Below are 24510 nucleotides of genomic sequence, written 5' to 3' on the forward strand. Positions count from 1 at the left end.
GTGGATTAACTTACTGGAAAATAATAGGCATGCAGCACTCACATTTATTTATGCCATTAGCGCTCGTTAGTGCGATGGCAGCTGTACAGCAAGTACAAGCGGCAGATGAGTTCATTGCACGTGATATCCGTGTGGATGGCTTGGTTCGTTTAACGCAACAAAATGTTCTTGCACTTTTACCAATAAATAGTGGTGACCGTGTCAATGATCCTGCAATTGCGGATTCAATTCGTGCTTTGTATGCTTCAAATCTTTTTGATGATATACAAGCATCGAACCAAGACGGTGTCTTGGTGTTTAAAGTAATTGAACGTCCAGTAATTTCAAAAATTAATTTTAAAGGCAATAAACTAATTCCGAAAGAAGCTTTAACGGATGGTTTAAAGAAAATGGGCTTGGCCGAAGGCGAAGTGCTTAAAAAATCTGCCTTACAAACTTTAGAAACTGAGTTGGAGCAACAATATGCTCAACAAGGTCGTTATGATGCAGATATTAAAGTTGAACAAGTTGCTCAACCAAATAACCGCGTTGAATTGAATATCAATTTTAATGAAGGTAAGCCTGCAAAAGTATTTGATATCAATATTATTGGTAATACCGTATTTAAAGAAGACGACATTAAACAAGCGTTTGCAGTAAAAGAGAGTGGCTGGTTATCGGTTATTTCTCGAAATGACCGTTATGCACGTGAAAAAATGTCAGCAAGTTTAGAATCATTACGTGCGCTATATCTCAATAAAGGTTATATCAATTTTGATATTAACAGTTCGAATTTAAATCTTAGTGAAGATAAAAAGCATATCTTTATTGAAGTTTCAGTCAATGAAGGCGAGCAATTTAAATTTGGCGAAACTAAATTTTTAGGCGATGCCCTTTATAAGACTGAAGATCTACAAGCGCTGCAAATCTATAAAGATGGCACAACGTATTCTCAAGAAAAAGTCAATGCTGTAAAGCAGTTACTACTCCGTAAATATGGTAATGCGGGTTACTACTATGCAGAAGTAAATGTAGTCCCTGAAATCAATAATGAAACCCATATTGTTGACTTAAATTACTATATTAATCCTGGTCAACAAGTGACTGTGCGTCGTATTAACTTTACCGGTAATACCAAAACTGCGGATGAAGTATTACGTCGTGAAATGCGCCAAATGGAAGGTGCTTTAGCGAGTAATGAAAAAATTGACTTGTCTAAAGTCCGTTTAGAACGTACTGGCTTCTTTAGTAAAGTTGATGTTAAACCTGTTCGTGTACCGAACTTACCAGATCAAATGGACTTGAATATTGATGTTGAAGAGCAACATTCCGGTACCAGTACATTGGCTGTGGGTTATTCTCAGAATGGTGGTATCACATTCCAAGCAGGTTTAAGTCAAACCAACTTTATGGGTACAGGTAATCGAGTTTCTATCGATTTATCTCGTTCAGAAACCCAAGATTACTATAATTTAAGTGTTACTGATCCATATTTTACTATTGATGGTGTCAGCCGTGGTTATAACATGTACTACCGTAAAACCAAGTTGAATGACGACTATAACGTTAACAACTATGTGACGGACAGTATCGGTGGTGGTGTTACATTTGGTTATCCAATTGATGAAAACCAAAATATTAGCGCGGGTCTAAACGTTGACCAAACTAAAGTAACAACTGGCGCTTATGTTTCAACTTACGTACGTGACTATTTATTAGCAAATGGTGGTAAGAAAACCCATACATCAACATATTGTACAGTTGATTTAGTGCCTATTAAGGATGACAAAGGTAATATCACTGGTTATGAGGATTGCCCAGCTGATAAGTTATCTTCATATGATGATGCATTTGAAGGCAAATACCTAACTTATAATTTAAATTTAGGTTGGTCATATAATACACTGAATCGTCCAATTTTCCCTACAAATGGTACTTCACATCGTGTTAATGCTGAAATCGCATTACCAGGTAGTGATGTTGAATATCAAAAAGTCACTTACGATGCACAGACTTATTTCCCATTAGGCCGTGATTTCGTGTTACGTGGCTATGGTAAGTTGGGTTATGGTAATGATTTACCATTCTATAAAAACTTCTATGCGGGTGGTTTTGGTTCAGTCCGCGGTTATGACAACAGTACATTAGGTCCAAAATACCCTGGTGTGACCTATAACGAAAGAAAAACCAGAGATTACGATCCAGAAGAAGTCGGGGGTAATGCTTTAGTACAATTCGGTACAGAATTGGCTTTACCTGTTCCATTTAAAGGTGATTGGGCACGTCAGATCCGTCCAGTGATTTTTGCTGAAGGCGCACAAGTCTTTGATACAAATTGTAGTACTGCCACTGGAAAACTGTACTGGAATGGGGGTACTGCTGATCAAGGTGTAGATGCAAAACAATATTGTAAAGATAATTACGATTTTGACTTTGGTAACATGCGCTATAGTGTTGGTGTAGGCTTTACTTGGATTACCATGATTGGCCCACTTTCGTTGAGTTATGCATTCCCATTGAATGACAAACCGGGCGATGAAACTAAAAATATTCAATTCGAGATTGGTCGTACTTTCTAAGTACGATCTTTTTACGAGATTTAACTTAATATAAGGAACAATGATGAAAACAATGAAAATGGCCATTATGGGCCTAGGTTTGGGTTTTGCTGGATTGGTTCAAGCGGCAGGTTTTGGTGTAGTTGACCTAGAAAAAGTTGTAGAAAGTAGCACCTACTTAAAGCAACAGAATGCAAGTTTAGAACAATCGGTTAAGCCGCAAACCACGAAGCTTGAACAAATCACCAAAGATATTGAAGCATTGAAACAAAAAGCACAGGCTCAAGGTGCAAATGTTCAACAAATTAATGCGCAATACCAAGCAAAAGTGAATGAATTCCAAACGATTCAGCAAGGTGTTCAGGCGAAAGTACAAAGTACAATTCAAAACACTAATGCAACTTTTGAGGCTCGTGTAAAGCAAGTTGCTGAACAATTGCGCCAAGAAGGTGGATTAGACTTTGTTTTGAATAAAAATTCAGCACTTGCTTATGACGCAAAGAGTGATTTAACTGCTAAAATGATTCAAAAGGTTAATGCAATTAAATAATCAATGAAATCAAATCGTTTTCATCTCGATGAATTAGCTCAGCTTGTACAAGGTGAGCTAATTGGTCAACCCAATTTTGTTTTAGATGGGCTTGCAAGTTTAGAACATGCGCAATCCAATCATATTTCTTTTGTAAATAACGACAAATACTTGAATGAAGCTCAAAACTCTAAAGCTGGTGCTTTGATCGTCACGGCAGAGTTAAAAGAACAGCTTACAAATTGCCAAAATTTTATTGTTGTCCGCAATCCCTATCTTGCCTTTGCAATTTTAACCCATCAATTTGAAGTTAAAGTAAGCAAACGGGGTATTGAAAGTACTGCGCAAATCTCTCCTTCAGCAATTATTGCAGATGATGCTTATATTGGTCATTATGTTGTGATTGGTGATGATTGTGTGGTCGGTGCAAATACAATTATCCAATCGCACAGCAAAATTGATGATGGTGTTGAAATTGGCAAAGACGGTTTTGTCGATTCTCATGTGACCATTACAGGCCAAACAAAAATCGCAGATCGTGTTCGGATTCATTCCAATACTGCAATTGGCGGAGAGGGCTTCGGTTTTGCACCTTATCAAGGAAAGTGGAATCGTATAGCTCAATTGGGTTCTGTACGTATCGGAAATGATGTGCGTATAGGCTCAAATTGTAGTATTGATCGTGGTGCTTTAGACGATACAATCATTCATGATGGTGTCATTATTGATAACCTTGTGCAAATTGCCCATAACGTGCAGATTGGCGAGAATACTGCCATCGCAGCCAAGTGTGGTATTGCGGGCAGTACGATTATTGGCAAAAACTGTGTTCTTGCAGGTGCTGTTGGTATCGTAGGGCATGTAAAAATCACGGATAATGTCACAATTACTGGAATGTCAATAGTCACAAAAAGTATTTCTGAGGCAGGTTCTTATTCTTCAGGTACTGGACAATTTGAAACAAATCATTGGAAAAGGACGGTTGTGCGCTTAAGACAATTAGCAGATGTGCCATTGACCAAACTGGTGAAACAAATAGATCATATGCAGGCTCAAATTGAGTCCATTGAATCAACTTTAAAGTCGCGTAAATAATTATGACTGAGTCTAAATCTCTACCTTTTACGGTTCCTGAATTACCAATGCAAACCCAAACGATTCGCGAGTATTTGCCACATCGTTATCCATTTTTGCTTGTCGATCGTGTAACTGAAGTTACAGAGAATGGGATTGTAGGATACAAAAACGTTTCAATTAATGAAGAATTTATGCAGGGTCATTTCCCTGGCTATCCAATTATGCCGGGTGTTTTGATCGTTGAGGCGATGGCACAAGTTTCTGGTGTGCTCGGTTTTATCATGAATAATGAAAAACCAAGACCAGGTTCTTTGTTCTTATTTGCAGGTGCTGAAAAAATACGATTTAAAAAACAAGTCGTACCAGGCGACCAACTCGTGCTAAAATCTGAATTACTCATGCAAAAACGTGGCATTTACAAGTATTTATGTACTGCCAGTGTTGACGGCGTGGTAGCAGCAACCGCTGAAATTATCATTTCTCATCAGAAATTAGAGCAGGCATGAGCAATAACGACTTAATCCACCCAACCGCTATTATTGACTCTTCTGCAGTGATAGCACCAGATGTCCAAATTGGACCATATTGTATTATTGGTCCGCAAGTGACGATTGGTGCTGGTACCAAACTTCACTCACATGTTGTGATTGGAGGCTATACACGTATTGGTGAAAATAACGATATTTTCCAATTCGCAAGTGTAGGTGAAATTTGTCAAGATTTAAAATACCAAGGTGAAGAAACTTGGTTAGAAATTGGCGACAACAATAAAATCCGTGAACATTGCAGCTTACACCGTGGCACTGTTCAAGATCGAGGCCTAACCAAAATAGGAAGCAATAACCTATTGATGGTGAATACGCATATTGCACATGATTGTTTGATTGGAAATAACAATATTTTTGCAAATAATGTCGGCATCGCTGGCCATGTTCACATTGGCGATTTCGTCATTGTGGGCGGGAATTCAGGTATCCATCAATTCTGTAAGATTGATTCTTATAGTATGATTGGTGGTGCATCACTGATTCTTAAAGATGTTCCTGCTTATGTCATGGTTTCAGGTAATCCTGCGCATGCTTATGGTATGAATGTTGAAGGGATGCGTCGTAAAGGCTGGTCTAAGAATGTGATTCAAGGCTTAAGAGAGTCGTTTAAATTGATCTATAAAGAGAATTTAACCACTGAACAAGCCATTGAAAAAATTCGTCAAGAGATCCTTCCAGAAGTTGAAGAAGTCCAGTTATTGATTGATTCAGTATTAGAATCTAAGCGCGGTATCGTGCGTTAATTGTTAAAGATTTCAATAAAAAAATGCCTCTATTGAGGCATTTTTTTATTGTCTAAATTGTGAATAAGCGGATTAACCTTTTTTGAAAAAACCTGCTTCTTCTGATTTAGGATAGGTGCTTAACAGTTTGTTTTTATAGACATTTGCTGTTTGTGTGTTCTTGTTGACATCTTTGGCAATACTATAAAGTTGGTATAAAGCACGCGGTGCTTTAGAGGAGTTTGGAAATTTAGCTGCCACGATTTCATAGTTTTTCTTAGCTTCATTGTAATTTGGTGGATCAATTGCCAATTGAAACTCAGCTAACCAAAAATAAGCATTTCCAGTATAAATGCTGTTTGGATAGTTTTTAATAAAGTTTTGCATTGGGGCGATGGCTTGTTTTGCACCGCCTTTTTTATAAGCATCTAAAGCAATGGTATAAGCTGCTTTTTCCAGTGCAACAGGATCACTGGTATTGTTGCTACTGTTGGCTGGTGTTGCTGGATTTTGAGCCGTTGTTGGTGCCGTGCTATTCGTTGTAGCTTTGCTTGCAGTGGTTGTTTGATCGGTTGCGGTTGAACTATCGACAGGTGCATTTTCAGCAGGTGCTTGTTCTGGTTGATTACTTTCAGGTTCAAGTTTCTGATTGAGCAGTTCAAGACGCTGATCTAAATCGGTATAGCGGTTGGTGAGTTCTTTGTTTAGTTGATCAATGGCATGATCTTGTTCTTCAATCTTGCCACGTAATTCACGAATTTGATTTTCTAATTGTTGATTCTTTTGTATTAAATCCCAATTCATATTTCCAGCAATGGGTGCTGGTGAATTTGCTACATCATTTCGAGATGATGCAGTATCACTTAATCCACGAGATTCTATAGGGATTGCATATAAAGATGCTGAACTGAGTAAAGCAATAGAAAACAGGGCATGCTTTTTTAGCATAATTTAAAATCCATCAAAGTCAAAATTTTTCAAATAGACTGATATGGGCTATTTGAAAATCAATAATTGTTATCATTAAAAACGGCTAGGGGCGGAATTGCAAGATGCTTTTACAATCTTCAGCTAATTCTAATGCAATATGAAGCTTTTTTGTATTTTAACGCCTGCAATCTATGAAATGATGCCTTTAATAGATGAAGTGGAGCTGATATAAATTTCAGTCGCATATTTTCTGATGCTTGATAAGTTCAATGAAGTATTAAAAGGAAAAGTTAGAATTTCTGTTAAAAATTAACCATATTGATGATGAAATAAGCAAACGAATGAATAACTTGAGAAAATCACAATGTTTGGCTTGAAAGAAAATAAAAAATCTCTATACTCTGTTCTTGCAATGGTAGCCCTGCTGGTGGTTTCGCAATTGTACTCTGAAAACCCCGCCAGGACCGGAAGGTAGCAACGGTATCAGAAATACGATGTGCCGAGATTTTGCTAGTAGGGCTGCCACCAGATTTCTAAATCTACCAATAATAACTCAATATATCCATTCGATTTATATACTACATTTTAAAACAATCTCTGATATTTAATCCCTGAAAATTTATATTCTTAATCTTTAGACCATCTTATTTAATTCAACCATCATTTTTTAGTCGTGACTAAAGATCTATCACTCTTATTGAGCTTATATTGAAAACACGCGTATAGTTTTATCGATGAATGAAATGATAGCTTGTACAGCGCTAAAAGATATTGGATCTGCTTAGAATTTATAAGAAATCAAAAGTGAGGAGGGAATTCTATCAATAGATTTTCAACCTAAGATTCTAACCCTACCTATTAATGAAAAGTTGATCTTGAATTGTATCGACTAGCCATCATCAATCATCACTTGGTTTTTTTGAAATTGCTTTCATAATCGCATCCATTTCAAAACCACGATATTGTAAAAAGCGAATTTGTTTGGCTTTAATTTTTGGATCTTTACTGACCTCTGTACCATATTTTTTAACTTTCAATTGATAGGCTTGTTCATACCAATCAATTTCTGCAATATCCTCTTGTACTAAGGCTTTATCCAGTTGTTTGGCACGTAAAGCCAGTTTGATTCGATTCGGGCCCTTACCTCTACGGACTTGGCTACGCACAGTCATTTCCGCGACACGTTGGTCACTTTGGTAGTTATTCGCTGACAACTCTTCAACCAAAATTAAAACTTCTTCACGGCTTTGCGCATAGGTCATCAGCTTTTCAATCAGATCAGCTTTGGAATATTCTTTTCGAGTCAACACTGCAAAAGCATAAGAACGCAAACGTGTACCTGTTAAGCCCTGTGGTTTGGGTGCAAGATCCTGTTCCGCATTAAAGACGTGTTCATCATTTGCAATGCCAGAATCAAGTTCTGCAGGTTGGGATATAGAATGCTGATACGCTGTTGTTTCCTGTTCACCAAATTGCTGTTTGAGTTTTTGGTAATCTAACAATTTGGGAAATTTTGCTTGGCTCATAGCTATTGATAACAATCTATTTATTTCAGAGATAAACGCTAGTTTAGCTTTAATTCACTTTTTTAACAGTGCAAATGCTATACGGATGAATTTTCCTTCTCCTAAATATCAGAGGATATAAGGGAGTATAAAGGGGAAGATAAGCAGATATCAGGATTTAAATTTTTATTTAAAACACTTCATGTCGGAGCTTAATAACGTCTAAACTGGTTTACCGATACTGTCCGTTTCTATTCGATCAATGATTCGAATTGATTTAGGACGAAGGTAGCGTGGCGTTTGGCCGCTAATCCATAATTGTAATTCTTCAATATTGAGTACCTGATTGAGAATAATGTCTACTGCCAAGCATTGTCCAAGATCAGCATCATCTATAGCATAAGCGCGTGCAAATTTGATTGCGCTATGGGTATATAAAATATTTTCCAAATCAATCGGGTAAACATTTACTCCACCGCAAATTAACATATCATCAGAGCGACCTTTTAAATAATAATAACCTTCAGCATCTTGTACGGCTAAATCACCGCACTGTAGCCATTGATTCGGTGTAATTGACCAAGCACATTTGCTCCATAAGATACCGATATTGCCATTTTCTAAAGGCTGACCCGTAGAATCGACAATTTTAATTTGTACACCTTGAATAGCTTTTCCAATACTTTCAGGATTTCGTTTTAAATTAGCTGTTGTTGCCAAGAGGTTAATTCCACTTTCAGAGCTGCCATAGAGATTGAACAGTTGTATCTGAGGATAGTGCTGTAGGGCGTGTTTGACTAAATTCGCACTTAAAGGCGCGCTACCTGTAATGATGTATTGTACTGAGCACAGAGGAGCGTTCAGTTCAATTAAACGGTATAAAATAGTGGGCACTAAGTTTAAACAATCAATTTGATGGTGTTTAATCAGTTGCTTGGCAGATTGTGGATCAAAACGTTTTTGCAAAATCACAGTTTTATGAAAGCTTAGCGCCATCAAACTCGCAGTTAAACCTGCCGCATGGCAGAGTGGTGTCATCACAAAAATTTGCTTAATTTTAAAAAATTTTAGTTTCCTGAGCATGAGGTCTAACAAAGGTAAACTTTGTAGTGGTTTAGATTGCCTTGTCGCAACTTTAGGAATTCCTGTTGAACCAGAAGAACAGACACTTATTTTATTAAAATAAGTCGGTTTTATACGAAATTTCTGCTGAGTACTTGGTGGAGGAATAAGCGTAAAATTTTGGATATTGAGTTGAGTGAATGTATCTAAACCGCCAATAAGATGCAGTTGTTTCTGGTCAATTAAAGCTTGAAGTTTATGCTGTACGAGGCTGGGGTTAACGATAATGATATCTTTACCTAAACGGCTCAGTGCAAACAAGGCCGCCAAGCTATCTAGGTCTTGTTGCATCATTAAACCAATCTGTTGCGGAAGTTGCTTTTGCTTATGTGTTTTTTGCCATTCACAAATAAGTTGGTCAGTTCTACATTTTAATTCTAAAAAGCTAATTTGACGATCATCAATAATAAATGCTGTTTTATCTTTTTGAATACGTGTCTGTGAATCTAAAATACTGTATAAATTAATACCATGTTGAATAGTGCTATAGCATAAACTTATGCACCATCTTAACCAAAAGATCCATTTCATCTTATAACTTTCGCTTGAGTAAATGTTTATAGAAATAATAAATCGGTGTGATCAACAATATTGAACCAATCTGTGCAAGCCCTAACCACCAAGGTTGCCATTGTCGTTTACGATAAATTAGGCATGTAAGAATCGCTTGAGCAGCGTCTTTTGCTTGCATCGCTGGCATTTGCTGATATTGTTTGGTGGGTAAAATCATTCGTGTACGAACTAAGGGCAAGTAGACTAAGCCTGCGTGTACTTCATGAACCGCCAATTCTGGTTGAATGGCAAGAATCCACTGTTGCATTGCGGTTTTCGAAGCTTGATAGGTTGACCAAAATGGCGGGGCAAATAGTTTGGCATTGATGGTTGAAACCACAATAATTTGTCCTTGCTTGTGTTTTAAATCAGCTAACAATAAACGGGTGAGTTGGGCAGGGTTGATATAGTTAATCGCAATGGTTCGATTGATATCCTGTGGGCGATACAAGCTATCCCAAACAGAGCGCTGAATTGATTTTCCTGCATTATGGACCAATACATCAATCTGAATATTGCGTGCTTTTAGGCTTTGAAAAATATCTTCTGCGGCATCGGATTGATATAAATCTGCGCAGATGATTTCAATATGGCATGAATAAGATTCTAATTCACTTTTGAGTTGTATAAGCTTATCTGTGCTACGTGCAATCAGCACAAGCGTGCATTGTGTATTAGATAACAGCCTTGCACATGCTTCACCAATCCCAAAACTTGCCCCTGTAATTAAAATGGTTTTATTTTGAAAGTGTTGTTTGAGTTTATTTTTTTGAATTCGTGGAGCTCGAAAAAATAAAAATTCAGTGATTGTTCTGATTTTTTATACATAATAATGAAAGAATCTGATTCATACGGCTTTAGCTTAGTTATAACTGAAATTTATATTAAATCAAAACGACTGTTGTTTAATTTGGTTTTAAGCATAAAAAAGCACCTCGAAAGGTGCTTGATATACTTAAAAATAAAGTTTGAATTTAAACATCTAAAAAGTCAGGCTCTTCTTCTTTCTCTTCTGCTGGTGCAGCATTGGCAGTAGTCAAAAGCTTTTCACGAATCATACGATCAAGTTCTTGAGCCAATTGAGGGTTTTCCTCTAAATGTCGAATGACATTGTTTTTACCTTGACCGATTTTGTCGCCTTGATATGAGTACCAAGCACCTGCTTTTTGTACAAGTTCTTGTCCAACTGCAAGATCAACCAATTCACCTAAGTGGTTTACACCTTTACCATACATAATTTGGAAAAGTGCTTCACGGAAAGGAGGCGCCATTTTGTTTTTAACAACTTTGACTTTGGTTTCAGAACCTACAATTTCATCGCCTTCTTTAACTTGTCCAATACGACGAATATCTAAACGTACAGAAGCATAGAATTTCAACGCATTACCACCAGTTGTGGTTTCAGGGCTACCAAACATCACCCCAATTTTCATACGAATCTGGTTAATGAAGATAACCATACAGTTTGAACGTTTGGCATTACCTGTGATTTTACGTAAAGCTTGGCTCATCAAACGTGCTTGTAGACCCATGTGAGAGTCACCCATTTCGCCTTCAATTTCGGCTTTAGGGGTTAACGCTGCTACAGAATCGACAACGATCATATCGACTGCACCTGAACGAACCAACATATCTGCGATTTCAAGTGCTTGCTCACCATTATCTGGCTGTGAAACTAAAAGGTTGTCTATATCTACCCCAAGTTTACGTGCATATTGTGGATCTAAAGCATGTTCCGCATCAATAAAGGCACATGTTCCACCTGCTTTTTGGCATTGCGCAATGGCTTGTAGCGTCATTGTCGTTTTACCAGAAGATTCAGGACCGTAAATTTCAACGATACGACCTTTTGGTAAGCCCCCAATACCCAATGCAATATCAAGTGTTAAAGAGCCTGTAGAAACCGCTTCAACCGCTTGAACAGTGTTATCACCTAAGCGCATCACTGTGTTTTTACCAAATTGTTTCTCAATTTGGCTCAGTGCCGCATTCAGTGCCTTGCTTTTGTTATCATCCATCTCATAAACCTCAAACGATGTAATATCACTAATATCTTAAGTGGATGTCATTAAATTTGATCTTTCGTCCACGGCAGTAATAGTGACAGAAAATAAAAAATGGTTCTATATTAAAAAACATTAGTACGACATAAGATGTCGTACCCAACCTAAACGAATTCAGTCATCATCATAGGACCAAGATTGGTCAAATTGTTGATCATTTTCTTGTTTAAATTTGCTAATTTGTCGTCGATCTTTTTTACTTGGTCGATGATCAGGGCGCGCTAGATTATGCAATTTTCTTTGGGATGAAATCAACTCTCTACGTGCCACACTCACCTCAGTTTCTTCATAAAGTTGTTGGGCAATCGGTGCGCCGCCACGAACAACGGAGAGTGCTTTAATCACTACCGTTTTACGATCAAAACCTTGTTGTATGGTGAGCTCCATTCCAACACGAATCTCTTTTGAGACTTTAACACGTTCATTATTATGATGAACTTTACCACCCTCGATTGCATCTTTGGCAATAGAGCGTGTTTTAAAAAAACGTGCAGCCCAAAGCCATTTGTCTACACGCATTGTTTCAAGTTGTTGTTTCTCAGGCTGTTTTGACATCGACATCCTTATGTTCTAAATCTGTTGACTGTAAATTTGCTAACGCTACGTTTTTCAGTAAAGGTAAAAGCTCAGTTAAATGATTGATTGCAGGGTATTCCAATTCTAATTGATGACGCGCAGCACGACCACTGGAAGGTTGAGTAATCGTGATTAAGTGTGCTATACCAAACTTTTCAGCACCTTTTAATACTGGGATGGTGTCATCCACAAAACATGCATTTTGTGGGTCAAATGGATGCTTTTGCTGCAGGATTTGCCAAAACTCAATAAACTCTTTGGAATAGCCAATTTCTTCACTACTGATCATTACTTCAAAATAAGGGCTGAGATCAACATTTTCAAGTTTAAGTTTTAAGCCAGCACAATCTGCATTGGTCAGTAACCAACAACGATAACCTTGTACTTTTAATTGTTTTAATAATTCAAAACAGCCAGTTCTTGGGGTGATTTTATCTTTAAAATCATATTGTAATTGTAGGACATCAACCCCAACTTTTTCAGACCAATATTTTGAAGAATACCAGCAGAGGGTATGATTATGTTGTTGATAAAATGCATTTAGAATGTTTTGACTGTGCTCTAAACTACATTGATGGGTTTCTGCATGCCGTTCAGGGAGTTTTGTGTTCCAGATCAGATCATCAAAAGCTAAATCAAGGAGTGTGCCGTCCATGTCAAAAAAGATGATCGGTTTTTGCATTCAAGGAACTCCAAAGTTTTTTAAAGTTTAACAAAGACTCTATGAACGTGTAAATTTTAATAAAATAAATGTGAGATGATGAGCACGGAAACTCATCATTTGCGGATTTCTTTTACTTATCACTAATCGCTTAGCTATGCTCTCAAAATTTGATCCAACTACATATATTACAATTTAAAGCGCTAGATCTAAATGCTATAACATTTAGATCCAAACGATATAAATGAGACTTTAATGAACGTATTAGATACGATAAATTCTGAATTACATCAAGCAGCGATGCTATTAGATAATATTTCAGGAAAAATCCAAGAAGCACCAGAATTGGAAAATAGGGAAAATATTTTGCTTATCGGCAAAGCGCTCAGTCATATTTTTGAACTGTAAAAAAATATATATGAACATAGACCCGATTTAAAAAATATTCATTAACAAAACAACGATTAAAATTCAAAGCATCTGAAGCCTGAATGTTAAAGTTGTGAGGAGTTATATAAATACAATTAATGAAAATAATATGTTATTGGTTAATTCATCCATATTAAAATGGATTTCATTGGATAAAATTTTAAATAGGTTGAATAGACTTGGACTAATCTAAATCAAATGAAAATTTAGAAGTCTATATCGTGTTCAAAAAGCATATCTAATCTCAGGATATTTATTAGTTAAAAGCTATTGTTTTCATGCACTCAACATAAAAAAATGGTAGGCTTGTGGACAAAAATCAGACATCCTACAGGTCGGATCAATGTTTATTACCACTCAAGCACCACAAGATGAACAAATTTTAAAATTAGTTCCAGTTTTGGCATCTGCAAGTCAGATCTTGCTCGAGGAATACCAAAATTATTGTGCTGGAAATGCGTTTAATATTGATAAAAAGGATGATCAGTCACCTGTTACCCAAGCTGACTTAAAAGTGAATGCCTATTTAATAGAACAACTGGCGAAAATCACCCCTGAAATTCCAGTGCTATCAGAAGAGAGCGATTATTCTCAACGACATACATGGAATATCTGTTGGATGCTGGATCCTTTGGATGGAACTAAAGAATTTATTCATGAACGTGATGAATTTACGATTAATTTAAGTCTAATTCACAACCACCAAACCATATTTTCAATCATTGCTGTACCGACAGAGCAAGTGATGTATTTGGGATATTTAACAGAATTACCTTATAAATATTGCTTTATTCATCGTACTTGGGAACGTTATTGCAAGTTTAAAGCTGTAGAGGAAGATGCAATTCAAATTGGACTAAGCCATAGCAGTAAAAATCCAAAGTATCAGCAATATATTGATTATATTGAGCAAGAATCGCCTGTCATTAGACGCGAGGCGGGCAGTGCCTATAAGTTTTGTATGATGCTTGAAGGCGAAATTGATATTTATCCAAGATTTCATCCTACCTCTGAGTGGGATACCAGTGCAGGACAAGGATTATTGGAAAGTATTGGTGGCGGATTACTGAGTTTAGCTGCGGTACCATTTACCTATAATCAACGTGATACGGTGTTAAATGATGGGTTTATCGCATTTCGGAATGTCGAAAATAAAGAAATTGCTTTAGAAGCATTAAGCAATGTGAGCTTTTAATCTGATATAGATATGCATTTTATAGATAATTTAACACTTTGATATTAGGGTCTGTTGACAATTCGTCTATGTTTGCGACTACGTGTGTTTTTTAGGCGATACTAGGAGCGAATTATGAAATTTAGTCATTCTAAATGAGTAGTTCGTAACGACGTAGCGGCAAAAAACACGCTAGTCCCGAAGGGTTGTGGCTAAAATTATCTCAGCCTACGTTATGAAACTCGAAAATAGTCTCGCTATTCTCTTCGTTTCATGCCTTGCCTGCTCAATTTTAACCTACAACGCAAGCCATTTATGAAATGTTAACAGACCCTAGATTGAGCGCTTGGCTGCATATGTTATAGTAAGCTTGTATAAAAATGAGTTTTAAGTTGATATGGCCTTAGATTTATTGCCGAACAGTATGCTAAAAGCAATAGATTTATTGCCCGATGCGAAAACACCTGTAACCTTATTCACGCGTCATTCAATTCGTGAGGTTGTGAATGGGCAGGGGCTGGCAGGTTATGATCTGCAATTAACTTCCCAAGGTCGTGATTTAGCGCAAGCTTGGGGTTGTTATTTGATTGAAAATACAGACCGTGTGATCCAGCACTGTATTTCAAGCCCCATTCAGCGTTGTGTAGATACCGCGGCTTTGATGATTCAAGGTGCTGACGGAATTTCTCCTTATCCGAATACCCATCATATTGAAATTGTAGAAAAGGGTTTATTGGTTGAGCCGGGAAGCTTTGTGCTGGATATTAAACAAGCCGCTCCCTATTTTAGAGCACAAGGTGCTTTAGGCTTTATCAACAGTTTCGTAAATAATGCCTTACCTGGCATGAAACATCCGATTACGGGTGTGGTTGATGTACTTGAATTAATCTATGAAACACATCCTACGCTAAACAATGGCATTAGCTTGGCTGTGAGCCACGATACGATTCTTGCCGCGATTATTGCGGTGATTTCAAAACGTACCGAAATCAGTCAAAGTGATTGGCCTGAGATGATGGAAGGTCTATTTGTTTGGTTTGAAGGTGAGCGTTTTGCAGATAGTCATTTGAAATGGATTTGGCGAGGCGAACGTGGTGAATTGTCGATACGTGAGTTTCAGCAATAGATCCATTTTAAATCCAAAAATAATTATGTTGAGTAAATCATATTGATATTGAAAATTTCTTCTCCCTTTGTGTAGGCGATGCCTCATCTTGCGCTACTAAATCTGTATCCCCGCATACCCACACACAATGGGCGACATCCATGTCGACACGCGATAGCAACACGCTGTATGGTTAAACTCAATTTATTCGAGTAATGAAAAACTCCCTCCTTAAAAAAAGGTGAGAAGTATTAACTTCGCAAGGGGGAGGATTTAAAACCCCGGTGCCGATAAATAACAACCTAAAACTCAATGAATCCATAAAAGTAAAATTTATGGCAATACATCATTTTTATATTTTTTTAAATAAAAATCACATGATTACAAACAATATGATATATTTAAATAGTTGAAATATATAATTATTTTAATTTAATCTCAGAAACCAAGGATAGAGATAAGTCGTTATAAATATGGGGAAGATATGTGATGCAATTACGGTTTAAATATTTAACAATTTGTACGCTTTCAGCAATGCTTATCGCATGTGGGGGCGGTAGTGATAGCCATTCTACAAATGATCAGCCATCGAATATACCGCAAAATCCTGGCGATGGTACAAATGAGTTACCTGGGGATGGTACACCAGAAACCCCAGACAACGGTTCAGGTGGTTCAAATGGTGGTACAACTCAACCTCCTGAGAGTGGTTCGGGCGGTTCAAACGGTGGATCAACTGAGACTCCTCCTGAGAGTGGTTCAGGCGGTTCAAATGGTGGATCGACTGAGACTCCTCCTGAGAGTGGTTCGGGTGGCTCAAATGGTGGTACGACTCAACCTCCTGAGAATGGTTCGGGTGGCTCAAATGGTGGTACAGGCACAACACCACCTGTAGTAGAAAAATATCCAGAACCAGTTAAAAATAAAATCTCAAGCAGTGTATTAGGCTTTTATGATTTTAATGCACAGGGTGGAAATCGCTTATTGCGCAATGATTTAAATGGTGACTTTGCTGCAATGATTCAGTTTGCCCAAAGTCATGTGGTCAATCCGAAGAATAATGAACAGGATAAAATGCCACGCTTAACAACGCAAAAAGATGCATTGTTATTGGTTACACCTTTGGTTTCGATGGGAGATGTTGATAAATTACAAGCGGAAATCTATCAAGGTAACCAACTGATACGTACCGTAAATTTAAAAGAGCCTTCACGTCTTGCTGCTTCAGATCAATCTAATCAGGATGATCGAGCGCGGGTGATGTACTCTAAACAGGCGTGGTCAGTAGCGTTAAAGTGGGATGAGGTACGTTCAGGATTATCCATCCGTATTATCGATCCTGTAAACAATCGTAGTGGTTCTTTAGCTGCGACAGATATTGATTTTGCTGCACCAGGCGAGTTGGTGGTGCAAAGTATTCGTTTAGGTTTATTGACAGATGCACCTAAATCCAATGGTCACTATATGCTGCTGGAACCTGAAAAAGCAGGAACCGATTATTTCCAAACCATCCCTGCTGCAAAAATGATTGTCAGCAAATACGATGAAATGAAGCTTAATCGGGTTATGGTTGCAAGTGGTGTCATTTACGATTCTGTCAGTGCAACAAATGGTGGTGTCTATGATGGAGATATGCGTGAAAACACCGCTAAATCGACATTTAGTGTTGGAATTAACTTAGCGAATTGGGGTGTCACCAGTTCATCGATGCAAAGCCAAGAGCAACCACAAGTGACTCAAAGTGTGGTGATTCATCATGCCAGAGGTAAATATGCCAATGGTGAGTCCAATCACGGCTTAAGTGGTGGAAATGGTATTTTGACATTGATTGATTCGGTGGGGAATGAATTTAGCCATGAAATCGGGCATCACTATGGTTTAGGGCATTATCCTGGCTCAGTCGAAACTAGTGGAAGTCCCACAAATTATTTCTGGTCTGCACACCATGCGGATAGCGGTTGGGGATACATTGCATTTCGAAATAGAATGCGTGGCAATTTAAATTGGGGCAATACCAATTTAGGTGATGGCAGTAATGGTGTACCAAACTTCCAAAATCTCTATGCCTATGGTTGGGATGCCATGAGTGGTGGATCTAGCGCTAGCTCGATTTCCAAATATACCCACTATACTGGTTATAGTATGTGGTTAAAAATTCAACCTGCTTTTGATAAATACGTGTGGGATCCAAACTCTACAACAGGTTATAAAAAATGGAATGCAGCAACACGCGAAATGGTAGATGCACAACCCAAAACGCCAAACTCAGGCAATGTCTGGTATAACAGTGCCGATGGTAACTTTTTAAAACCACGTTTGTTTAGTGTGCCTGTTTATACGATTTTAGGTGGCTATGATCCAGTCAATCAGGTGGGGATTATTTATCCTGCGGCACGAGGCAATTGGGGCAATGTCTTTAATCTACCTCAGGCCAACACGACTGGCACAGCTGCAAGTTGTTGGTTAAATGTGCAGTATGCCAATAAAGTAGAAAATATTGCACTTGCTCCACAACGGGTAAATTCAGGTAGCAATGCCAACAAATTCCATATCAACCTTGCGCAAAGTGATACACCTCAAAATGTTGATCTTTACTGCCAAAAAGCAGGTCAGCAAGCAGTGAAATTGTCGAATATCAATATTCCAGTCACTACACAAGCAATGGCACCTTTTGTTTCTATTGGTAAAGAAGCAGAGTATTCGGCATTAAGAACACTTGAAATGCCACAACTCGAACAAGCTTTGCTGAATAATAAAGGTAAAGAGGTGGTTAGCCTAGATGCGGATTCACGCTTATTATTTGACTCTTATCGTCAATTTAAAACTGAATTGTCAGCGGACGCGCAAACAGAAATGGTCCGTTATACTCAACAACAAATTAAACTTTATCGTTTAAATCGTTGGATAAATGCATATCGAACTGATCTCGAAAGTGGCAATGTTGAAGCGATTGAGGCATTTAATCAGTTTGTGGCAAAGTTGGAACTAAGTACTGATTTCAATTTAAACCATGTTTCTAGCATTAAAAACGGGACAAATTGTCTAAAAGTTGAAACACTGTCTAATGGCAAATTGAATGCTTATATCAGTGGTAAGAGCGGCTGTACGGGTGATGACAGTGAACAGTGGATTTATGATGCAATGGGTAAAATCCACAGCAAAAAATATATGGATCAGTGTTTAGCCAATCAGGGTGGAGTGATTAATCTAAGCTCATGTAACCATGATGCAGCAAGCCAAGTGTGGGCGATGAATGCCACACAGCAACGTATCGAACAAGGTTCAAAATGTTTTGATTTGGAATATGGTTATTTAAGCAATAACCGAGCACGTTTGATTAGTTATAATTGCGGTACTGGTGGAAATCAAAAATGGACAAATCTTACTACCAATAACAGTTTGATTTTGGCTGCAACCCGTGCTGAAAATTTAGCTTTGATCAAGCAACTGCTGATCAAGTAAGCAAATCAAAAATTAATTTATCACCATAAAATAAGCGCCATAAGGCGCTTATTTCTGTTCATGTTGATGATTTTACTTAAATACGTCAATGATTGAACTGTTGTTATGCTGATTTAAGAAAACTGATCCGCATTCATCAAGGAGTGTTGTAAATCTTCAGTGGCTTTGCGCCCTTGCAGTTGTAAGGCAACAGCATGTATTAAACCGGTCCAAGTCTCATTGGGTTCCCAAATTTGATGCATCAACTCTTGTGCGGTTGGCATATTGATATCCATATAATATTGGCGATATAAATACATCAAACAACTTACCCGCATATTTTTTGCACAATGTACCCAAACAATTTTTTCCTGTACCAAATGCGCGATCAAATCTAACACAAATAAGCATTGATCATCTGCTGGTGTATCCCAATGGATTGGAATTTGAATGTAGTTGAGCCCAAACTCAGCACAGATTTTATCTTCATGTTCAAGGTGTAAGTTGGCATCTGTAAATGCCAGATTGATGATTGTATCTACGCCGTATTCTTTAATCTGTTTCAGTTGTTCAGCACTCGGCTGACCTGAAGTCAGTAAATGTTCGTGGACAAACTGGAAGTTTGCGATTTGACAGAGTTCTTGTTCAAGTTCGTTCATAGCATTCTTACAGAAAATGTTTAATAACATCATAAACAAAAACGCCATCTATGTAGATGGCGTTTTTATATTAATTAACGATTTGGTAAAATTTCTTTTAAAGCTGCATCCATTTCCAGAAGCGCTTTTTCAGTGGTTTCCCAATCGATACAACCATCAGTCACAGATTTACCATATTCTAAATCAGCCAGATTTTCAGGAATATCTTGGCGCCCACCTTTGATATGGCTTTCAACCATAATGCCGACAATAGATTTGTTGCCATCTAAAATCTGTTCGGTGATGTTTTTCAACACAAGCGGTTGTAAATACGGATCTTTATTTGAGTTGGCATGACTGGTATCAATCATGATTTTATTGCTGACTTTGGCTTTTGCTAACGCATTTTCCGCTTCAGCAACAGAACCCGCATCATAGTTCGGCTTACCATTACCACCACGTAATACAACGTGTGCATAAGGGTTACCACTGGTACGAATCACTGAAACTTGGCCTTCGTTATTTAAACCCAAAAAGCTATGACCATGTTTAACAGACTGCATGGCATTGGTTGCAACGGTTAAACCACCATCTGTACCATTTTTAAAGCCTACAGGTGAAGAAAGACCAGAAGACATTTCACGATGCGTTTGGCTTTCCGTTGTACGTGCACCAATCGCAGACCATGAAATAAGATCTTGGTAATATTGTGGTGAGTTTGGGTCAAGCGCTTCAGTCGCACAAGGTAAGCCTTTATCGTTTAACTCAAGCAATAGTTTGCGACCTAAACGTAGACCTTTTTCAATATTAAAAGAATCATTCATATCTGGATCATTGATCAAACCTTTCCAACCAACGGTTGTACGAGGTTTTTCAAAATAAACACGCATGATGATATATAAAGTATCTTTTACTTTTTCACTTAATACTTTTAAACGATTTGCATAATCATGTGCTGCAACAGGGTCATGAATAGAACAAGGGCCAATCACAACAAATAGACGTTTATCTTTACCATCTAAAATATTACGAACAGTTTCCCGACCATGAAGTACAGTTTGGTAGGCATTTTCATTTAATGGTAATTCAGCTTTAAGTTCCGCTGGGGTTACCAGCGTTTGAATGCTTTGGACATTCACGTCATCAATATCTGATTGAGTAATTGGATTTGAATTTAATGTATTCATTGCCGTCACTGGGTATTAGAAACATACAGAAAGTATTTTTAGTGGTCAGAATATAACACGAATTGGCCGAAGTTTTGTCATAAATAAATCATTAAAACTTTACGGTCAATTCATAATTATTAGTTATCAATAAAAGCTTAATTTTAAACCTATGGTTGTTGGACGGATGGCGTCACCATTGCAGCCTGTGGTTTTTCTACAGGTTTGGATTTAACAGGGTTTAAAATAAAGTTAATACCCAAGGCAAATAGGGTGATCCCCAAAACCTTGCGAATCATTTTTTCTGGCATTTTAGAACTGATCAAGGTCCCCACCACAATTGCAGGAATTGAGCCCACCAGTAACCATCCAAGCAGATGAAAATCTACATTGCCAGATGTCATATGTGCAAAACCAGCAACAGAGGTTAACAAAACAGCATGTACAACATCTGAACCAATGATACGAATCATCGGTAAATTGGGAAACATAAGGATCAGCGCCATGATACCAAATGCGCCAGCACCTACAGAAGAAAGGGTCACGAATACGCCCAGTACAATCCCCATAATCACAACATAAGTGCGTTTGCCTTCAATGTTGAAATTATTTGCCTCATGAAAATCTTGTTTTTCTGCACGAAATTTGGCAAAGAATTTTTCAATTCTAGAACGGAACACGATAGACAAGCCTGTTATGGTCAGCATAAAGCCTAACACCATGGTTAAAATGGCTTTGTAATGCGTTGAACTGCTGAGGTAATTGTCTAAAACCCAATGGGTGATAAATGAAGCAGGGACACTGCCCAAAGCTAACCAGAGAACAATCGGCCAAACGATATTCAGTTTTTTAGCATGGACCATTGAGCCACAAAACTTAGAAATAGCCGCATAGAGTAGGTCTGTTCCGATTGCGATGTGTGGTTCTATTCGAAATAAACTAATCAGGATGGGGGTCATAAGTGAACCACCGCCTACACCAGTAATACCTACACAGAAGCCGACTAAAACGCCAGCTAGAATAAACTCAACAGGACCAAACATGACTTATATTGCCAGATATCAAAAAACAGGCATATCTTATGACTTTTTTGTATAAGTGGTTGTCTTGATTGTTGATTTGCTTATGCAAAAAAATGCTAAAGTCTTTTAACTTTAGCATAATGCAGGTTTTTATATCTATCTAATTGATTATTATTCTAAATTTTGATTCGGTCTCTTTGATAGATTGAAAAATGATCATTTGAATTGAATCATATTCGTATTGAAAGTTCCTTCTCCCTCTGGGCATAGGTATCTACACATCTTTTGTTAGAGACTCTAATGCAATTTCAGCAATCAGCTTAAGGTCATCAACCGAATGTTCAGATAATAATTGTAGTGTATTCAGTAATATTGACAGACCAGCCAAGATTGCTGGAGCACTTTCCCTTGTTCCTCTTTTTTGTTGCCTTCCTGATAGACGTGTTAGAAAGACTCTAACTCTTGAATTTTTCTCATCATTTTCTCGCTGTATTCGCCAAGTTAATACACATGCCATACTTGCAATTAAGAGTCGTCTTAATATCGCTTGCGGAGTTGTTTGTAGCCATGACTCAATGTCATGGCCCGCCTGTTTTAACAACTTAAAATAGTTTTCTATTTTCCAACGCCAGTAATACCAAGTTGCCAATTCTATACTTGGAATTTCTGATGATACATTACTTAATAAGCTCCAACGAGAAAGTGATTTTCCTTGCTTATTTTTAACTTCAACTACAATCAGTCGAACGGTTAATGACTTTCCCTTTTGTGGTGGAATTCTTTTTCCCGTTTCATCTTTTTGCATTGGTCTTGCATTACGCGTAATACTGATTTGAGTTTCACCAACATAGAGTTGTTCGCAATTCCCTTTATATTGAATTGTATGGGTTTGTGTAGTTGGTATTTGGTCTGACACTTTCCTTAACTTAACATCTTCTCCTTGATATTCAACACGATTTCCTTCTTTACCTCGAATAAGAAATAAATGTTCTTGTTGATTCAATAATCTAAGATGAGCAATTGAATCTCCTTCACGATCAATAATATGTACGAGTTTCTTTTCTATTGGTAAAGACTCAATATGTTCGATTTGTTCACATAGTGCATTTAAATGGGTTTCTTTTATTTTATGCCCATCAGTAAATGTTGAATAACGTCCAGTAGCATCACATAAAGTTTGATCTAATGGTGCAATGGGTAAACCCGTTTCAGCATCAATTAATAAACTGCTTTGTAATTCATAGCCTTTGTCACTTGCATGTGTTCTTTTGAATCTATTTAACTTGTTGTTATGTTTGAAATATTGTAGTTGAGACCAATCATGAGCAACTAAGGCATAGTGGTGATTCGATAGAGCGATTTGTTCAAGCGCAAGTTTTTGAATAGGCTGATTGAGTTGTTGAAATGAAACGTTTTCGTTATTTAAGAAACGCCAAACTGCTTGGGTTGTAGCAAAGCTAGTCTTTTGGGTAGAAGCAATATCTTTAAGCGCTGGGGCTAATGAAGCAAGTGGATTCATATTAAGTTTTACAAGACGTCCGTAGCGTTTAACTAATCGGTTATCTAAGTGTGGAATGTTAAATTGGAGAGCATGCTCTCCAATTTAACTTAAATAGATTTAATTGTGTAGATACCTATGCCCTCTGGGAGAAGGCTAGGATGAGGGTGCTTTTATGTTGATTTATGCTTTTAAAAAGACTTGTGAAAGAAAGCTAATAAATATGCTAATTATTAAATAAAAATTAATATGCTCATAGAATTTATTCAGCAACCTCAACGGTTAGACCATAAGTAAAAATTTCACTTTCTGGCTTTTTGCTATTGTCAGGATTAGCCTCTGGATAAGAAGTCGTAATCAAATAAATTCCAGGTTTTTCAAATTTAACTTCCACTTCACCTTTTGCATTGGTTTTTACATGTGGTTGTTCACGTTGTGCACTGGTTTCATAACTACTGGCGCCTTTAAACACATCAACTTCAAGGTTTGGTACAGCTTTGCCATTGAGTAAAATCTGCGCTTTTAATGATTCACCAGCAAACAATTCATTTGGATGGGTTGTTAAAAACTTAACTTCAAATCCTTTATTGCTGACTGCTGGAACAGGGCTTGGTTTGCCTTTGGTGACAAAGCTTTCAGCAATAATATTGTTTTTAACCTCTAAGGTTTGTGCATTTGCAGGGACTTGGTCTGCTGAAACTGAACGTGGCGGTTGTGGTGGTGTTACTGGTTTTTTTTCAGCATCGGCTTTTTGTTGTTCAGATTTGGGCGCTTGAGCATTTGCATTTTGCGGACGTACAGGGCGGATACGTAACCAACGACCATCTATAAGGGCGTATTTACTACTATTCCCTAAAGCATTATCTGTACGGATACGGTAAGTCCCTTCACTTGGAAGATCAAACTCAGCAACATTAAAGCGTTTTAATTCGGCAGCAGGATTTATTTTTATTTGCTGACCTTTAGGATCTGTAAGGAGATAGCTGGTTTTAAAGTTAATGCTGGGAACAAAAAACTTTTCTAAGGTTAGTGAACTCTGGAAGCTTATATTTTGTGATGCGCTGGTATCAAAAACTTCAGGGAGAATAAAAGGGCTGATGGTATGCGCAGAACCAACAGCGGGTAATGCAGATAGCAAGGCAATTTTGAGCCATTGATTCATTTCAAGCGTCCTGTAAACTTAAGTTAAAATATTTTACATAATGTACTTGATAA

Annotated in this window: 21 protein-coding genes and 1 other RNA gene; 10 read left to right on the plus strand and 12 right to left on the minus strand. The window is 37.6% G+C overall.

Annotation, left to right across the window (positions count from 1 at the left end):
• Positions 1-29 precede the first annotated feature (29 nt).
• The 5 genes from bamA to lpxA are packed head-to-tail and all read left to right on the plus strand — an operon-like array spanning position 30 to position 5434.
• Positions 30-2558 (plus strand): outer membrane protein assembly factor BamA, encoded by a 2529-nt coding sequence (gene bamA, locus F981_RS06465; protein WP_004719739.1) that lies wholly within the window; start codon positions 30-32, stop codon positions 2556-2558.
• Positions 2559-2601: 43 nt separating this feature from the next.
• Positions 2602-3087: an OmpH/Skp family outer membrane protein gene (locus tag F981_RS06470; protein ID WP_004719741.1), complete on the plus strand. Its 486-nt coding sequence runs from the start codon at positions 2602-2604 to the stop codon at positions 3085-3087.
• 3 nt (positions 3088-3090) lie between these two features.
• Positions 3091-4161 (plus strand): UDP-3-O-(3-hydroxymyristoyl)glucosamine N-acyltransferase, encoded by a 1071-nt coding sequence (gene lpxD / locus F981_RS06475; protein WP_004719742.1) that lies wholly within the window; start codon positions 3091-3093, stop codon positions 4159-4161.
• Between the two features lie 2 nt (positions 4162-4163).
• Positions 4164-4649, plus strand: a complete 486-nt coding sequence (gene fabZ / locus F981_RS06480) for a 3-hydroxyacyl-ACP dehydratase FabZ (RefSeq protein WP_004719745.1) — start codon at positions 4164-4166, stop codon at positions 4647-4649.
• Positions 4646-5434 (plus strand): acyl-ACP--UDP-N-acetylglucosamine O-acyltransferase, encoded by a 789-nt coding sequence (gene lpxA, locus F981_RS06485; protein ID WP_004719746.1) that lies wholly within the window; start codon positions 4646-4648, stop codon positions 5432-5434. The genes fabZ and lpxA overlap by 4 nt, the downstream gene beginning before the upstream one ends.
• A gap of 72 nt (positions 5435-5506) precedes the next feature.
• Here the strand turns inward: lpxA and F981_RS06490 are convergent, their stop codons facing one another.
• Positions 5507-6361, minus strand: a complete 855-nt coding sequence (locus F981_RS06490) for a YbgF trimerization domain-containing protein (protein WP_004719749.1) — start codon at positions 6359-6361, stop codon at positions 5507-5509.
• Between the two features lie 404 nt (positions 6362-6765).
• Here F981_RS06490 and ffs point away from each other — a divergent pair.
• An RNA gene (ffs, locus tag F981_RS23235) (signal recognition particle sRNA small type) lies at positions 6766-6862 on the plus strand.
• A 380-nt stretch (positions 6863-7242) separates the two neighbouring features.
• Here ffs and F981_RS06495 read toward each other — a convergent pair.
• From F981_RS06495 to F981_RS06520, 6 genes are all read right to left on the minus strand, one after another.
• Positions 7243-7869: a regulatory protein RecX gene (locus F981_RS06495; protein ID WP_004719750.1), complete on the minus strand. Its 627-nt coding sequence runs from the start codon at positions 7867-7869 to the stop codon at positions 7243-7245.
• Positions 7870-8070: 201 nt separating this feature from the next.
• Positions 8071-9501 (minus strand): class I adenylate-forming enzyme family protein, encoded by a 1431-nt coding sequence (locus tag F981_RS06500; RefSeq protein ID WP_004719753.1) that lies wholly within the window; start codon positions 9499-9501, stop codon positions 8071-8073.
• A gap of 1 nt (position 9502) precedes the next feature.
• Positions 9503-10339, minus strand: a complete 837-nt coding sequence (locus F981_RS06505; RefSeq protein ID WP_035371739.1) for an SDR family NAD(P)-dependent oxidoreductase — start codon at positions 10337-10339, stop codon at positions 9503-9505.
• Positions 10340-10496: 157 nt separating this feature from the next.
• On the minus strand, positions 10497-11540 hold the full coding sequence (gene recA, locus F981_RS06510; RefSeq protein WP_004719755.1) for a recombinase RecA: 1044 nt from the start codon (positions 11538-11540) through the stop codon (positions 10497-10499).
• A gap of 159 nt (positions 11541-11699) precedes the next feature.
• On the minus strand, positions 11700-12140 hold the full coding sequence (locus tag F981_RS06515) for an RNA-binding S4 domain-containing protein (protein ID WP_004719756.1): 441 nt from the start codon (positions 12138-12140) through the stop codon (positions 11700-11702).
• The gene (locus tag F981_RS06520; RefSeq protein WP_004719757.1) at positions 12124-12843 is read right to left on the minus strand and encodes an HAD-IA family hydrolase; all 720 of its coding nucleotides are present in this window, start codon (positions 12841-12843) and stop codon (positions 12124-12126) included. Before F981_RS06520 ends, F981_RS06515 begins: the two co-directional genes overlap by 17 nt.
• Before the next feature lie 234 nt (positions 12844-13077).
• Here F981_RS06520 and F981_RS23865 point away from each other — a divergent pair, with 234 nt between their 5' ends.
• From F981_RS23865 to F981_RS06535, 4 genes are all read left to right on the plus strand, one after another.
• Positions 13078-13230: a hypothetical protein gene (locus tag F981_RS23865; RefSeq protein WP_004719758.1), complete on the plus strand. Its 153-nt coding sequence runs from the start codon at positions 13078-13080 to the stop codon at positions 13228-13230.
• A gap of 364 nt (positions 13231-13594) precedes the next feature.
• Complete coding sequence (locus tag F981_RS06525) at positions 13595-14446, plus strand: 3'(2'),5'-bisphosphate nucleotidase CysQ family protein (protein WP_004719760.1); 852 nt, start codon at positions 13595-13597, stop codon at positions 14444-14446.
• Between the two features lie 376 nt (positions 14447-14822).
• Positions 14823-15551, plus strand: coding sequence for a histidine phosphatase family protein (locus F981_RS06530; RefSeq protein WP_004719762.1), 729 nt, complete (start codon positions 14823-14825; stop codon positions 15549-15551).
• Between the two features lie 468 nt (positions 15552-16019).
• The gene (locus F981_RS06535; RefSeq protein ID WP_004719764.1) at positions 16020-18992 is read left to right on the plus strand and encodes a M66 family metalloprotease; all 2973 of its coding nucleotides are present in this window, start codon (positions 16020-16022) and stop codon (positions 18990-18992) included.
• Between the two features lie 113 nt (positions 18993-19105).
• Here the strand turns inward: F981_RS06535 and F981_RS06540 are convergent, their stop codons facing one another.
• From F981_RS06540 to F981_RS06560, 5 genes are all read right to left on the minus strand, one after another.
• Positions 19106-19630, minus strand: a complete 525-nt coding sequence (locus F981_RS06540; protein ID WP_016539703.1) for a protein tyrosine phosphatase family protein — start codon at positions 19628-19630, stop codon at positions 19106-19108.
• 74 nt (positions 19631-19704) lie between these two features.
• Positions 19705-20796, minus strand: a complete 1092-nt coding sequence (locus F981_RS06545) for a 3-deoxy-7-phosphoheptulonate synthase (RefSeq protein WP_004719768.1) — start codon at positions 20794-20796, stop codon at positions 19705-19707.
• 149 nt (positions 20797-20945) lie between these two features.
• Positions 20946-21818 (minus strand): sulfite exporter TauE/SafE family protein, encoded by an 873-nt coding sequence (locus tag F981_RS06550; RefSeq protein WP_004719769.1) that lies wholly within the window; start codon positions 21816-21818, stop codon positions 20946-20948.
• Between the two features lie 253 nt (positions 21819-22071).
• The gene (locus F981_RS06555; RefSeq protein ID WP_004719772.1) at positions 22072-23316 is read right to left on the minus strand and encodes a transposase; all 1245 of its coding nucleotides are present in this window, start codon (positions 23314-23316) and stop codon (positions 22072-22074) included.
• Positions 23317-23557: 241 nt separating this feature from the next.
• Positions 23558-24457 (minus strand): DUF4198 domain-containing protein, encoded by a 900-nt coding sequence (locus F981_RS06560; protein ID WP_004719774.1) that lies wholly within the window; start codon positions 24455-24457, stop codon positions 23558-23560.
• Positions 24458-24510: the final 53 nt, after the last annotated feature.

This window comes from Acinetobacter guillouiae CIP 63.46, assembly GCF_000368145.1.
GTDB classification, from domain to species: Bacteria; Pseudomonadota; Gammaproteobacteria; order Pseudomonadales; family Moraxellaceae; genus Acinetobacter; species Acinetobacter guillouiae.